Origin of the sequence: Ethanoligenens sp., assembly GCF_047718355.1 — a bacterium.
GTDB lineage: Bacteria > Bacillota > Clostridia > Oscillospirales > Ethanoligenentaceae > Ethanoligenens.
The window spans coordinates 1-14,913 of record NZ_JBDNLG010000070.1 but is presented as its reverse complement, the minus strand read 5'-3'; the positions used below and the strand labels follow the sequence as shown (position 1 = coordinate 14,913).

General features: G+C 49.3%; 10 protein-coding genes. 7 read left to right on the top strand and 3 right to left on the bottom strand.

The window, feature by feature from the left end:
• Positions 1-38: 38 nt before the first annotated feature.
• The 3 genes from ABF463_RS10560 to ABF463_RS10550 all read right to left on the bottom strand — a co-directional run bounded on the left by ABF463_RS10560 (position 39) and on the right by ABF463_RS10550 (position 4,054).
• Entirely contained in the window at positions 39-707 is a 669-nt protein-coding gene (locus ABF463_RS10560) for a redox-sensing transcriptional repressor Rex (RefSeq protein ID WP_415533596.1), read from the bottom strand.
• A gap of 194 nt (positions 708-901) precedes the next feature.
• The gene (locus ABF463_RS10555) at positions 902-2,065 is read right to left on the bottom strand and encodes an isocitrate/isopropylmalate family dehydrogenase (protein WP_415533595.1); all 1,164 of its coding nucleotides are present in this window, start codon (positions 2,063-2,065) and stop codon (positions 902-904) included.
• Positions 2,066-2,116: 51 nt separating this feature from the next.
• Complete coding sequence (locus ABF463_RS10550; protein ID WP_415533593.1) at positions 2,117-4,054, bottom strand: aconitate hydratase; 1,938 nt, start codon at positions 4,052-4,054, stop codon at positions 2,117-2,119.
• Between the two features lie 404 nt (positions 4,055-4,458).
• Here ABF463_RS10550 and ABF463_RS10545 point away from each other — a divergent pair, with 404 nt between their 5' ends.
• The 7 genes from ABF463_RS10545 to ABF463_RS10515 all read left to right on the top strand — a co-directional run.
• Positions 4,459-7,398 carry an acyl-CoA dehydratase activase-related protein gene (locus ABF463_RS10545; RefSeq protein WP_415533592.1) on the top strand — a complete coding sequence of 980 codons (2,940 nt, stop codon included), beginning with the start codon at positions 4,459-4,461 and terminating at the stop codon, positions 7,396-7,398.
• On the top strand, positions 7,391-8,716 hold the full coding sequence (locus ABF463_RS10540; protein ID WP_415533591.1) for a 2-hydroxyglutaryl-CoA dehydratase: 1,326 nt from the start codon (positions 7,391-7,393) through the stop codon (positions 8,714-8,716). Before ABF463_RS10545 ends, ABF463_RS10540 begins: the two co-directional genes overlap by 8 nt.
• A gap of 114 nt (positions 8,717-8,830) precedes the next feature.
• A complete protein-coding gene (locus ABF463_RS10535; protein ID WP_415533590.1) occupies positions 8,831-9,796 on the top strand; it encodes a ClpP family protease in 966 nt (321 codons plus the stop codon).
• A gap of 24 nt (positions 9,797-9,820) precedes the next feature.
• A complete protein-coding gene (locus tag ABF463_RS10530; RefSeq protein ID WP_415533589.1) occupies positions 9,821-10,042 on the top strand; it encodes a YlzJ-like family protein in 222 nt (73 codons plus the stop codon).
• Positions 10,043-10,290: 248 nt separating this feature from the next.
• Positions 10,291-12,648, top strand: coding sequence for a DNA translocase FtsK 4TM domain-containing protein (locus tag ABF463_RS10525; RefSeq protein ID WP_415533588.1), 2,358 nt, complete (start codon positions 10,291-10,293; stop codon positions 12,646-12,648).
• Positions 12,649-12,666: 18 nt separating this feature from the next.
• Positions 12,667-14,559, top strand: a complete 1,893-nt coding sequence (locus ABF463_RS10520; protein ID WP_415533587.1) for a YgiQ family radical SAM protein — start codon at positions 12,667-12,669, stop codon at positions 14,557-14,559.
• On the top strand, positions 14,532-14,913 hold a 382-nt coding region (locus ABF463_RS10515), incomplete at its 3' end, for an MBL fold metallo-hydrolase (RefSeq protein WP_415533586.1). The genes ABF463_RS10520 and ABF463_RS10515, both read left to right, overlap by 28 nt.

Sequence of the window (14,913 nt, the reverse complement as noted above, 5' to 3'; positions counted from 1 at the left end):
ATATAAATAATATAAACTTTTGGTATGCGAATGTTTGCTTAATCTTTCAGCACCTCTATGGAGGTGCCTTTTTCAGATAAGTCTTTGACCATATAGCATAATGTCATTAAGCTGTCACTAAGGTGCACATTTTCAACGATTACGCCAGGATATTTTACAGAAAAATCATAATGGCTGAAATTCCAAAAACCGGATACGCCAAGATGGATGAGTTTTTCAGCCATCTCGGCAGCGGCAGAGCGAGAAACTGTCAAAACAGCGATGCGCGGATGGTGCTTTTGGCAAAATGCTTCAATACCTGCAACATCCGCCACTGTAAGATCTCGAATTGGCATACCAATGATGGAAGGGTTGATGTCAAAAATACCGATCATCTCAAAACCCATTTGAGAAAAATCAAAGTTCAATGCAATCGCTCGGCCGATGTTACCGGCTCCGACCACAATGGCCGGATACTGTTTATCTATTCCAAGAATTACACCAATTTCCCGATGTAGCTGTTCGACATTATAGCCATAGCCCTGTTGACCAAATCCGCCGAAGCAATTTAGATCCTGCCGGATTTGGGAAGCGGTAAGGCCCATTCGCCGGCTGAGTTCTTTTGATGAAATGCGCGTGATGCCGCTTCTCATCAAATCGGCAAGAAAGCGGTGATAGCGCGGCAGGCGCCGAATTACAGAAAGAGAGACATTTTCTTTTTTTAACACGGGTAGGCACCTCACTTAGTGATAGGACTTTCGCGTTGTGCACGCGTTGATAAAAATGGACTGTTATTTGGACTCCTGCCAACAACGGCCGGCGCTATGCACCGGCCGTTGTTTTTTCAGAACGTTTTGAGAGACATACAGACAATCAAAGCGTCAAAAAAGAGATAGATGCGGCAACCTATGTGAAAATATGATCATGAAAGTTTTTGCGCCTGTTCCAATACATAGTCACCAAAGGCCGTACAGCTTGCGCCGTCATCTCGCCCGGTGATTACCAAACGTTTTTCTTCAAACATACAAATATCCAGCGCACGCTCTAATTTGTCGGCCTGCTCCTGATAACCGATGTGAGAAAGCAGCATAACGGTGGCACGCAACATGGAGCAGGGATCGGCATATTGCCCGCGGCCTTCACTAATCATGCGGGGTGCCGAGCCATGAATTGCCTCAAACATAGCATAGCGTTTCCCGATATTGGCACTGCCTGCTGTGCCGACACCACCCTGGAACTCCGCGGCCTCATCCGTGATGATATCCCCGTAAAGGTTGGGCAGGACAAACACTTTGAAATCACGACGGCGTTTTTCATCAATGAGTTTTGCGGTCGTAATATCAATATACCAGTCGTCGGTGGTGATTTCCGCGTATTCTTTTCCGATTTCTTGGCAAATGCGCAGAAACTTGCCGTCAGTGTTTTTGATAACATTGGCCTTGGTGATGATGGACACGCGGTTTTTCTTGTTTTTACGTGCAAACTCATAAGCCAAGCGCGCGATACGTTCGGTACCCTGTGTGGTCGTCACGGTAAAGTCAAACGATAAATCATCATCTACCTTAACACCGTTGCTGCCTAATGTATAAGAGCCCTCTGTATTTTCACGAAAAAAAGTCCAATCGATTCCCTGCGCAGGTACTTTAACCGGACGAACATTGGCGAATAAATCCAGTTCTTTTCGCATGGCGACGTTCGCACTTTCGATATTAGGCCATGGATCGCCTGCACGCGGCGTAGTGGTTGGTCCTTTCAGAATGACGTGGCAGGTCTTTAATTCCGCCAGCACATCTTCAGGAATAGCCTTGCCTACTTTGGCACGATTTTCAATAGTAAGGCCATCAATATCTTTAAAGACAACCTTTCCGGTTTTTACTTCATTGGAAAGCAAATGCTGTAGGATGCGGGATGATTCGTGCGTAATGACCGGGCCGATGCCGTCTCCGCCGCAAACGCCGATTACAATGGGTTTCAGGGATGCATAATCCAGAAAATCCCCTTGCGCTTTCATTTTTGCTACGCGATCCAATTGGGATTCCATTAATTTTTCAAATGCTTCAAGGTGGGGCTTAAGTGTTTCGTTCATAATTGGTACATCCTCCATGTTGTCGACGGAATAAAAACCGCCGGTATCATCTCAGTCGTTTTGCTGCTTCGTATAGTTAATCAGACCACCGGCTAACAGCATGTCGCGCTGGCGCTCTGAAATATCACAACGGGTGAGGATGGTATTGCCCGTGGTTTTGTTTACAAGCGTTACGGCCTGTGCGCCCGCCTCAACTTCTTTATGAATTTCCGGCAGTTCCAGCACATCTCCAAAACTGATCGTGTCGTAATCAGCAGGATTTATGAAGATTAGCGGCAGAATACCGTTGTTGACTAAGTTTGCATAGTGAATGCGTGCAAATGATTTAGCCACTACGGCTTTAATGCCAAGGTATAACGGTGCAAGCGCAGCATGTTCACGTGAAGAGCCTTGTCCATAATTGGAGCCGCCTACGATAATACCTTTACCTTCTTTTTGTGCCCTATCAGGGAAATCAGGATCACAACGCACAAAGCAGAATGTGGATATTTTTGGAATATTCGAACGGTAGGGAAGAATCTTCGATCCCGCAGGCATGATATGGTCAGTGGTGATATTGTCGCCCACCTTTAAAAGACATTTTGCTTCAATAGTTTGCGGCAACTCAACGTTAAGCGGAAATGGTTTAATATTGGGACCGCGTACAACATCCAGATTTTTCGCTTCATCCACGCTGGCCGGCGGCTCAAACATGTTGTCATTTATGGAAAATGTCTCTGGCAAGCGGATATCCGGCTCGCTGCCAAGGCCGCGCGGGTCCGTAAGCACGCCGGTAATAGCAGAGGCAGCAGCTGTCTCTGGACTGACCAGATAGACTTTGGCATCTGCCGTCCCACTGCGTCCCTCAAAATTGCGATTGAATGTTCGCAGGGAAACGCCTCCGGAATTCGGCGATTGCCCCATACCGATGCAAGGTCCGCATGCGCATTCCAGAATCCGCGCGCCGGAAGCAATCAGGTCGGCGAGCGCACCATTGCGCGCAATCATGGTAAACACTTGTTTTGAACCCGGTGCAATGGAAAGGCTTACATCAGGGTGAACTTTGTTGCCACGCAGGATGGTTGCAATCCGCATCATGTCCAACAGAGATGAATTGGTGCAAGAGCCAATACACACCTGATCAACCTTGATTGGCCCGATGTTTTTTACAGTATCCACATTGTCCGGCATATGCGGTTTGGCAGCCAATGGAGCCAATTCGCACAAGTCAATCGTAATCGTTTCATCATATTTCGCATCGCCATCCGGCAAAATTTCCGTCCAGTCAGCTTCGCGGTTCTGTGCTTTGAGAAATGCCAGCGTAACATCGTCGGAAGGGAAGATGGATGTAGAAGCACCTAACTCCGCACCCATATTGCAGATGGTAGCGCGTTGCGGAACAGAAAGCCCTGAGATACCTTCTCCGCCGTACTCAACGATCTTACCGACGCCGCCTTTGACTGTCATGCGGCGCAAAACTTCAAGGATGATGTCTTTGGCGGACACCCACGGACGTAAACGACCGTTCAGACGTACCTTGACTATTTTCGGCATCGGTATATAATAGGCGCCACCACCCATGGCAACCGCAACATCCAAGCCGCCCGCACCCATGGCCAGCATACCAATACCGCCTCCGGTAGGCGTGTGAGAATCGGAACCAATCAGCGTTTTGCCCGGTTTGCCGAAACGCTCCAGATGTAATTGATGACAGATGCCGTTGCCCGGACGAGAAAAAGTGATACCGTGTTTTTTGGCTACTGTCTGGATATACCGGTGATCATCCGCATTTTCAAAGCCGGTCTGCAAGGTGTTATGATCGATATATGCGACAGATTTTTCAGTCTTTACCCGGGAAATGCCCAGTGCCTCAAACTGAAGATAAGCCATGGTACCAGTGGCGTCCTGTGTAAGTGTCTGATCGATTTTTAAACCGATTTCGCTGCCCGGTGTCATGTCGCCTGAAACCAAATGTTGTTTAATGATCTTTTGTGCAAGGGTATAACCCAAAATGTGCATCTCCCTTCGGTAATAAACCGCAAATTTCATATAGGGGCACTTCCAAACTAATATGCCCGTTGCTTTGTATTGCATCGTGCCACCGAATCGGGCAACACAGGGGATTTATCAAACAATGCGACCAGTCTGCACTTTTTCATTTTAAATCAATCATGTAAGATTGTCAATTCTTTCACACGGGCTACAGTAAAGTCCGTGCCTTGTGATATTCAGCACTTCCGCGGAATTGCAGCAGCGCAAAGCGTTTCTATTGGAAGCAAACGGTTGATGCGCGGTATTTCAGTGAATCTACCGATTGACAGTTTTTTTTACCGTGTTATAATGAAAACAATAGAGTCAGAAGTCTGTATGCATGTCGGGCGCGCACAAAAAGGTTGTGTGCGCCGGAGGAAACCATGAGTTATTCTATCGGTATCGATATTGGGTCCACCACGGTAAAAGTGGTGGTTTTGGATGAGAAGCAGGAAATCGTTTTTCAGTCCTATGAACGACATTTTTCACGCGTGCGGGAAAAGACGGCGGAGGTGCTTGCATCTATCGCCGACACGTACAGCGGCCACGACGTCCATATTGCAGTAACGGGATCGGCCGGTCTGGGTGTTGCCAAAGCCTGCGGCTTGGAATTTGTTCAAGAAGTTTTCGCCACCGCGGGGGCGGTGGAACAGTTTTTGCCTCAAACGGATGCCGTTATTGAATTAGGCGGGGAAGATGCCAAAATCATTTTCTTAACGGGCGGATTAGAAGAACGTATGAATGGTTCTTGTGCGGGCGGTACCGGCGCATTCATCGATCAGATGGCGACATTGCTCGGTGTGCGCACCGAAGAAATGGACGCGTTGGCATCAAAACACGAAAAAATTTATGCCATTGCATCCCGTTGCGGCGTGTTTGCCAAATCAGACATCCAGCCGCTGCTCAATCAGGGTGCGCGGCGTGAAGATATTGCAGCCTCGGTTTTTCAGGCAGTGGTAGAGCAGACAATTGCAGGACTCGCACAAGGTCGTAAGATCGAAGGGCGAGTTGCATTTCTTGGAGGACCGCTGTCTTTCTTTAGCACATTGCGTGACCGTTTCGTCCAGACACTGCACCTCTCGCCGGAAGAAGCGCTGTTTCCCAAAGAAGCTGCGTCTTTTGTCGCGTTGGGAGCTGCATTATATGCGCAAAAATTTCAAGTTGTCCCGTTTGACGACCTGCTGGAAAAATTGAAAACAGCTAAAAGTGTGCGCAATATGAATAATGTGCTGGAACCTCTTTTTCAGTCGCAGGAAGATTATGTACGTTTTGCCAAGCGTCACAGCTCATGTGCGGTTAAAGAGGTTGCTTTGTCGCAGTATCAGGGCGACGCCTATTTGGGTATCGACGCTGGTAGCACCACCTTGAAAATGGCGCTGATAACCACTAAGGGGGAACTCCTTTACAGTTTTTATGCACCCAGCCGCGGCAATACGGTCGATATCGTCAAAGGGCAATTAGAAACAATCAGCCGGCTATGCGGCGATCGTGTCCGTATTGCAAGCAGTGCTGTGACCGGCTATGGGGAAGACTTGATTCGCAGCGCATTTGGCGTAGATTTTGGACTGGTGGAAACGATAGCTCATTTTTACGCGGCGCGTCATTTTGAGCCACAGGTTGACTTCATACTGGACATCGGCGGGCAGGATGTGAAGTGCTTTAAAATTCGAAGCGGTGCGGTAGATTCCATCATGCTCAACGAAGCATGTTCGTCCGGGTGCGGTTCCTTCATTGAAACATTCGCGCTTGCGCTGGGCTATAGCGTGGCTGATTTTGCCAAGCTGGGGCTTTTCGCAAAACATCCGGTTGATCTTGGCTCCCGCTGCACCGTCTTTATGAATTCATCCGTCAAGCAGGCACAAAAAGAGGGCGCGGGTGTAGATGATATTTCCGCCGGTATTTCCATGAGTGTGGTCAAAAATGCGTTGTACAAGGTCATTCGTGCTTCCGATGCCAAATCGCTTGGCAAACATATTGTGGTACAGGGCGGTACGTTTTACAATGATGCTGTGCTGCGCGCTTTTGAAAAAGAGATGGGGCTGGAAGTGACTCGCCCAGTCATTTCCGGATTGATGGGCGCATTTGGCGCGGCTTTGTATGCACAGGAGCAGGGGAGTGGCGTATCCACTTTGCTTTCACGCGAGGCGCTTTCCACGTTTACCCATCAAACGAATACAGCCACCTGCGGATTGTGTACAAATCACTGTACTCTGACAATTAACCTGTTTGACAACGGTCGGAGATTTATAAGCGGTAACCGCTGTGAACGTCCAACCGGGCGCAAGTTGACAGAGGAACTCCCCAATCTGTTTAAGTATAAGTATGACAAATTGATGTCCTATCAGCCGGTAGCTGGATCGCGCGGCAAAATCGGTTTACCGATGATACTAAATATGTATGAAAACCTACCATTCTGGCATACATTGCTAACAGAACTTGGGTTTGAGGTGGTGCGGTCACCGGCTTCTTCACGGGCTTTGTATACGCAGGGCCAGTATACGATTCCGTCCGATACTGTCTGCTATCCGGCCAAGCTGGTGCACGGACATATCGAAGCGCTTATGGACGCAGGGGTTGATACCATTTTTTATCCGTGTATGTCCTACAATTTTGATGAGAAACGGTCGGACAATCATTACAACTGCCCGGTAGTAGCATATTATCCTGAGCTGATTGCCGCCAATGTGGACCGCTTGCAATCCGTTCGTTATCTGACGCCATATTTTGGGCTGGATCGTCCGCGTGATTTTAAAAAGCGCGCCGCGGCTTTCTTTAAAAAAGAATTCGATGTACCACAAAACGAGACACGCAAAGCGGTAGATTCCGCTTATGCCGCCTATGATAGCTATCAGAGCGATATCAAAGCATATGGTGCGCGTGCATTGGATTATGCCCGCATACACGGTAAATACGTCATCGTTCTGGCGGGGCGCCCCTATCATGTTGACCCGGAAATCAATCACGGCATCGACCGGTTGATTTCTTCTTTTGGGCTGGTTATCGTGACCGAGGATGCAGTAGCCGACTATGTAGAGGAGCCTCGGGTGAACGTGCTCAACCAATGGACATATCATGCACGTCTATATGCGGCTGCAAAATATGTCACTACCCGCCCGGATGCGCAGCTGGTGCAATTGGTATCGTTTGGCTGCGGCATTGATGCAATTACCACTGACGAAGTGCGTACGTTATGCGAAGATGGCAAAAAGTTGTATACACAAATCAAAATAGACGAGATTGACAATCTTGGTGCAGTGAAAATCCGCATCCGCAGTCTGCTGGCGGCAATGGATTCCCGCAAAAAGGAGAGGAACTATGGCTGAATTACAATACGCAAAAGACGGCCGTCTTCTTTTTACAAAAGAGATGAAAGAGGAATATACCATCCTGTTGCCAATGATGCTGCCCATCCATTTCACCTTGATGGCGAACAGCCTGAAACTGGAGGGGTATCGGGTGGAACTGCTGACGACCACACATCGCTCGGTCGTAGATGAAGGCGTCAAAAACGTGCACAATGATACGTGTTATCCGGCGCTGCTCGTCATTGGGCAATTTATTGACGCGCTGAAAAGCGGGAAGTATGACGTCAATAAAACTGCATTGCTTATCACGCAGACCGGCGGCGGCTGCCGGGCATCCAACTATATCCACCTGCTGCGCAAAGCGCTTGTCCACAGTGGTTATGATAAAGTGCCGGTTATTTCTTTGAATTTGTCTGGTTTGGAGAAAAACCCCGGTTTCTCTATAAATTTAAGGGTCGCCAAACGGTTCATTTACAGCTTGTTGTACGGTGATCTGATTATGTGCCTTGCTAACCAGTGTCGCCCATATGAAGTGAACGCCGGAGAGACCGACCGGCTTGTACAGACATGGATCGAACATTTGACAGAGGAATATAAAATATCGTCCAATCTCAAATATAATCATGTGCGTGCCAACATGGAGTTGATTGCGGCGGATTTTGCAACGCTCAAGTTACGAAACGAAGAAAAAGTCCGCGTAGGCGTGGTTGGGGAAATTTATATCAAATATGCCGCGCTTGGGAACAACAATCTGGAACAATTTTTGCATGACGAGGGCGTGGAGACGGTTGTACCCGGTCTGCTGGACTTTGTCATCTTCAAAGTAGATAATCGGTTGGAGGATTGTCGTATTTATGGCGGCAATCCGTTCAAAAAAGTTGCCATGCAGATTTTTGAACATATCTGTGAGAAAAAGCAGCGCGATTTAATTGAAGTCATATCCAAGTTTTCGAAATTCCGTGCTCCGGCACCGTTTTCACATACAAAGGAACTGGTCAAAGGTTATCTGGGATACGGCAACAAAATGGGCGAAGGCTGGCTTTTGACCGGTGAAATGTTGGAACTGGTTAAGTCCGGCACTGAAAATGTGGTTTGTACGCAGCCATTTGGCTGTTTGCCCAATCATATTGTCGGCAAAGGTATGATTCGTAAAATCAAACAGAATAATCCGCAGGCAAATATTGTCGCCATTGATTATGACCCGAGCGCCACTCGTGTCAATCAGGAAAATCGCATCAAGTTGATGCTTGCGAATGCCCGTTTGAGCGCGGAAAAGGCACACCCACGCGCGACCAGTGAGAACATCCCCATCAAAGAGACCGTGCCGGTACACTGATGTGCACGGCAGTCGCTTGACACACAGAATATTTCCAGCATAATCCAGCGTTTTCCGGTCATACTAATATCGCGGTCTTATGGCCGCGGTATTGCTTTATGAGGGGAAACGGACATGGCCAATAAAAAGCGTAACATAAAAAATGAAAACGATGGACAAAAATCGCAGATGTTCTTGCCGGATGAACAAGGCGGAGACCCAAATGACCCAAACCGCAATGATGAAAATGCAGAGACAGAAAACAACCAGTTGGATCAGCGCACCCGCCAGATCATTGAAACCGGTTCGGTTACCATGTCGAACGGAGACCGCCTGATTCACTGCCTGACAATCATTGGACAGGTGGAGGGGCATTTCATCCTGCCGCCACAAAACAAGACCACCAAATATGAACATGTTATCCCGCAAATTGTCGCGGTGGAAGAAGATCCACATATCGACGGTTTGTTGATTATTCTCAATACAGTTGGCGGTGATGTGGAAGCTGGGCTTGCAATTGCCGAACTGATATCCGGTATGAAAAAACCGACCGTTTCGCTGGTACTTGGGGGCGGGCATTCTATCGGTGTACCTCTTGCTATCTGCGCGCGCAAATCATTCATTGCGCCTACTGCCACCATGACCATACATCCGGTGCGTATGAACGGTATCGTGGTAGGCGTTCCACAGACACTCAGCTATTTTGATAAAATGCAGGATCGTATTGGCAAATTTGTGGCGCAGAACTCACACATCGCGCCAGAGCGATTTAAACAGCTTATGATGCATACCGGAGAATTGGTGCTGGATGTCGGCACGGTTCTGGAAGGCGAAGAGGCTGTTAAAGAAGGGCTGATTGATCAGGTAGGCGGATTATCCGACGCCATTGCGTGTCTGTACCGTATGATTGATGAGGCCAAACAAGAAGAAAAAACGTCTGCTGAAAATGAGGAATCCCAAACAACGGATGTAATGCAGGATACAGAGAAAAAGCACCACAAAGAGCACGCGAAAAGCATCAATATGATCGGTGACGCACCAGTAATCGAGCCAGCCCGTTCTGCTGCGCGGCGCGGCCGTCGGCGGAAAGCAGAGATGTAACGGGCCTCAAGGAAGGGAAACGGTATGCTGCTTTACACGATTATGCCCTATGACAGTATTTTTGGACAAGGTTCAATTGCGCAAGAGGAACAACCCCAGACGGGGACATCGGCCATTCAAGGCGGGTTTGTGGAGTGGACACAGGTAGGCAAGAACCGGTGCGTATCACGGGTGTATTCCACAGATCCATCAGTTTACCTGAGAGCCGACTATGCGCCGGGTGCGCCATGGTTTCCCAAAGGTTGACATTTACCTGTCTGGACGGTACAATAGGGGGAGTGACCGGTATTGTTACTCATCTATTGTATATTTCACTGGAATGAGAAAAGAAACATCTGTTATTCCTAAAAAGTTGTTTTTTTGAATTTGTGCGCGGATAAGCCTGCAAGCGGCGTTCGGTATATCCGCGCCTGATATACATAAGCCCGACGCGCGCTTTTTCCAAAAAGTGTGTGCCGGGCTTCGAATGCTTTGTGATGGGGAGGGGGCGCGCGATGCCAACGCGGACAAGCACAACCAAACACACAACACCGGCAAAACGGGGAAAGCGCCGTACCCCTGCCAAAAAGAAACAAAAACAAACGACCGATACACATCAATTGGCAGCAATCCTCTTGATGGCTACAGCGTTACTGTTGGCTGCACTTGTATTTTTGTCCGGCGCACATGTTTGGCTTACGGTGCATCGGTTATTGTTTGGTTTGTTTGGACCACTTGCTTATATTCTTCCTCTACTTTGTGCGTATGTATCTGTCGCGGTAGCTTTGGATAAACCACTTTCATCTGTTCGTATCCGTCTATTGGAAGCGCTCCTGCTGTTGTTTTTTGTCTGTGGAACAGTACATATTTTTGTGTTTGGTGGATTTCCTGGCACATATGCACTATATGAAAGCGGCATACAGCGTACCTCGGGAGGATTGGTGGGCGGACTGATTGGTGCGCCACTTTTTACTTTTTTAGGAAAATCCGGTGCTGCCGCCACTCTCGTTATTCTTTCTATCGCGGATTTTTTTATATTGACGGGGTTGACCATCCTGCATGTTATCCGTGCGCTGCATATGGCAAACGAGCGACGTAAAACAGTTGTGGAGGCACATGCCGCGAGCGCGGCTGCCCGTGCTCAAACCGACAGCACTGTGACAAACCGTCGGAAAAAGGCAACGCAAATCGACTTGCCTCTGACGGATCAGGATGCCGCATCCAAAGCGGAAAAGCCCATTGCCGGTTTGGATGAATTGGTCGGAAAAATTGCCAAGCTGGGTGATCATCCCAAAGAATCGGAGGATATATCCCCAAAATCGCCCGCTCTATCTGTTGCTGCTACTGCGGAAAAGGCGGAAAAATCCTCCAGCCCAATCGTAGAACGAACGGAGCCCAAAGAGCCCCGTGTTCCCGCACCATATCAGCCCCCGTCCGTTTCTTTGCTGAAATTCGGTCAATCGCCGGATACACATGGCATGGCGCAGGAATTAAAAGAAAATGCCGCACGTTTGGTGGAAACATTACGCAGCTTTGGTGTGGAAACGCGCATTACCGATATTTGCCGAGGGCCTACAGTGACGCGATATGAGATACAGCCTTCTGCGGGAGTGAAAATCAGTCGTATTACGTCTTTGGCGGACGATATCGCGCTCAACCTGGCGGCTGCCGGGGTGCGTATTGAAGCACCAATCCCCAACAAGTCAGCAGTCGGCATCGAAGTCCCCAACAAAAACGTCAGCGTCGTGCATATCCGGCAGATACTCGAATCCGGCGAATTTATCAACGCACAGAGTCGCTTGACCATTGCGCTGGGAAATGATATTGCCGGAAACAGTACTGTGGGAGACATCGGCAAAATGCCGCATTTGTTGATTGCGGGCGCGACTGGGTCCGGAAAATCAGTCTGCATCAATTCCATCATCATCAGCTTATTGTACAAAGCCGCTCCGGAAGAAGTGAAGTTTTTGATGGTGGACCCCAAGGTGGTGGAACTTGGTATTTACAACGGCATCCCGCATTTGCTGGTGCCCGTTGTGACCGATCCGCGTAAAGCAGCGGGTGCGCTCAACTGGGCGGTTACCGAGATGCAGAACCGTTACAAGGCATTTGCGGATAATAATGTGCGCGATCTGCGCGGCTTTAATGCGCTTGCCGCGCGTACCGAGGGAATGGAGACCATGCCGCAGGTGGTCATTATTATTGATGAGTTATCTGATTTAATGATGGTCGCATCAAAAGATGTAGAGGATGCTATTTGCCGTTTGGCGCAGATGGCCCGTGCAGCCGGTATGCATTTGGTTATTGCCACACAGCGCCCCTCGGTAGACGTAATCACTGGTGTCATCAAAGCCAATATTCCATCCCGCATTGCGTTTGCTGTTTCCTCACAGGTCGATTCCCGCACCATTCTTGATGCAGGCGGTGCTGAAAAACTGCTTGGGCGAGGCGATATGCTTTTCCTTCCTATTGGCGCATCCAAACCCATGCGCGTACAGGGATGTTTTGTTTCTGATGACGAGGTGGAAAAAGTCGTTGATTTTGTCAAGCAGAGTGCTTCACCTAATTATGACGATACAGTCATCGACGAAATCGAGAAGCAAGCGGCAAAAGAGAAAAAATCCGACGAGTCGACGCAGGATGACGATGCTGACGCCATGCTGCCACAAGCTATCGAATGCGTAGTTGATGCGGGCATAGCATCCACTTCGTTGCTCCAGCGCAGGTTAAAACTGGGCTACGCACGGGCAGCACGTATCGTAGATGAGATGGAATCACGCGGTATCGTCGGCCCGCTGGAAGGCAGCAAGCCAAGGCAGGTGTTGATTTCACGCCAGCAATGGATCGAGATGAATATGAGCCAACAGCCGTAATAGCCGCAAAGGAGAACCATGTTTTTACCCATTTCACAGGCAGATATGCAGGCACGCGGCTTGCATTATCTTGATTTTATCTGCGTAACGGGCGACGCATATGTTGACCACCCGAGCTTTGGTATCGCAATTGTTTCTCGTGTGTTGGAGGCAGCAGGGTTCACTGTTGGCATCCTCGCGCAGCCAGATTTTCATGACACTGCCAGCATGACGGCACTGGGACGTCCACGTTACGGTTTTTTCGTAACAGGCGGGAACATTGACTCGATGGTGGCACATTACACCGTGGCAAAACGCCCGCGCGGGGAGGATCTATATTCCCCCGGCGGCAAACCACACCGTCGTCCGGATCGTGCCACACTGATTTATACGCGTTTACTTAAAGAAGCCTACCCCGACTGCCCTGTCATCATCGGTGGACTGGAAGCCAGTCTGCGGCGTTTTGCACAGTATGACTATTGGGCGGATAAGGTGCTGCCATCTATCCTGCCGGACGCAGGTGCCGATCTGCTGGTATTCGGCATGGGGGAGCGCCAGACAATTGAAATTGCCAAACGCCTTGCCGGACATGAAAAAGCGAACGCATTGCAAGATATTAGGGGAACCTGTTATTTTACCAAAGAGCTTCCAATGGGTGATTTTCGATTTTGCCCATCGTTTGACGAGGTGCGCTCGAATAAAAAATCGTATGCCCGCGCGTGCCGTATTCAATACGACGAACAGGATGCGGTGATCGGTAAAGCACTCGTGCAGCGCCACCCGGGCGGGTATCTGGTGCAGAACCGTCCCGCTATGCCACTGGAGACGGAGGAACTTGACCGCGTCTACGCCCTGCCGTACATGCGCACATGGCATCCGTCCTATGCTAAAGAGGGCGGTGTGCCTGCCATTGAAGAAGTGTTGTTTTCCATTACGCATAATCGCGGCTGCTTTGGAGCTTGCAATTTTTGTTCCATAGCATTTCATCAAGGGCGCGCTGTTACCAGTCGCAGCGAAACCTCTTTGCTCGCGGAAGCAAAAGAATTGGTCGAGCGTGAGGACTTTAAAGGGTACATCCATGATGTCGGTGGACCAACGGCTAATTTCCGCGCGCCATCCTGCGAAAAACAGAAAGCTGCCGGTCTTTGCAAAGGGAAAAAATGTCTTGCACCAAAACCATGCCCGCAGCTGCATGTTTCCCACGCCGAATATCTGGGGATTTTGCGCAAATTGCGGATGCTTCCAGGCGTGAAACGTGTTTTTATCCGCTCCGGTATCCGCTATGATTATCTGATGCTTGACAAGGACGAGGCTTTTTTCAAAGAGTTGGTGCGCTACCACGTAAGCGGGCAACTGAAAGTAGCACCTGAACATTGCTCGTCCGCTGTGCTTGATAAAATGGGCAAGCCACACATTGAAGCCTATCTGGCGTTTGCCAAGCGGTTTTATTCACTGACCAAGGCAGCTGGAAAAGAGCAATATCTGGTTCCATACTTAATGTCCTCCCATCCGGGCAGCACACTCAAAGATGCGGTGGAGCTGGCTGTCTTTTTGAAACGGGAGCGCATCCGGCCGGAACAGGTGCAGGATTTTTATCCCACACCGGGTACGATCTCTACCTGCATATTTTATACAGGGCTTGACCCGTATACGGAAAAACCGGTTTTTGTACCGCGTACACCCGAGGAAAAAGCGATGCAGCGCGCGCTGCTGCAATATTTCAATCCCAAAAACAGGGCACTGGTCGAAAAAGCGCTGATACAGTCGGGTCGGCGTGACCTGATTGGAAACGCACCGGATTGTCTGATCCGCCCGTCACACAAACCGCATCCTACAAATTCTAAAACAGTGCCTCACGGGCAGCAACGGACTGGCGTGGAAAAAACGGAAAAGGGGAAAGCCGCATGGCACGCAACAAAAAAACGACATTAAGACCTTGGCACGGCATTTTAGGCGCGGTTGTGGTACTGTTCATAGTGTTTGCCAACCTGGTGGACAAACAGGGGCTTCCCGGTTTTTTGCAGCGCCCCGCCGACCAAATCAATTCCGCCACCGGCGGCTTGCTGTATCAGGTGGACACCAAACCCGCGCTCAAAGGGTTATCTGTGCATTTTATTGATGTGGGGCAGGGAGACAGTGCATTTATTTGGTGCGGCGGCGAATCCATGATGATCGACGGTGGCCCGAATGACTCAAACGGCAAAGCCGAACGGTATGTCGCTTCTTATGGAATTAAAACGCTTAAATATATTGTGCCAACGCATCCCGACGAGGATCATACAGGTG

What these genes read in the sequence shown, in the direction of transcription:
- ABF463_RS10535 (WP_415533590.1), top strand. Translation starts at nt 8,831, where the DNA reads ATGGCCAATAAAAAGCGTAACATAAAAAATGAAAACGATGGACAAAAA.
- ABF463_RS10530 (WP_415533589.1), top strand. Translation starts at nt 9,821, where the DNA reads ATGCTGCTTTACACGATTATGCCCTATGACAGTATTTTTGGACAAGGT.
- ABF463_RS10555 (WP_415533595.1), bottom strand. Translation starts at nt 2,065, where the DNA reads ATGAACGAAACACTTAAGCCCCACCTTGAAGCATTTGAAAAATTAATG.
- ABF463_RS10540 (WP_415533591.1), top strand. Translation starts at nt 7,391, where the DNA reads ATGGCTGAATTACAATACGCAAAAGACGGCCGTCTTCTTTTTACAAAA.
- ABF463_RS10525 (WP_415533588.1), top strand. Translation starts at nt 10,291, where the DNA reads ATGCCAACGCGGACAAGCACAACCAAACACACAACACCGGCAAAACGG.
- ABF463_RS10520 (WP_415533587.1), top strand. Translation starts at nt 12,667, where the DNA reads ATGTTTTTACCCATTTCACAGGCAGATATGCAGGCACGCGGCTTGCAT.
- ABF463_RS10545 (WP_415533592.1), top strand. Translation starts at nt 4,459, where the DNA reads ATGAGTTATTCTATCGGTATCGATATTGGGTCCACCACGGTAAAAGTG.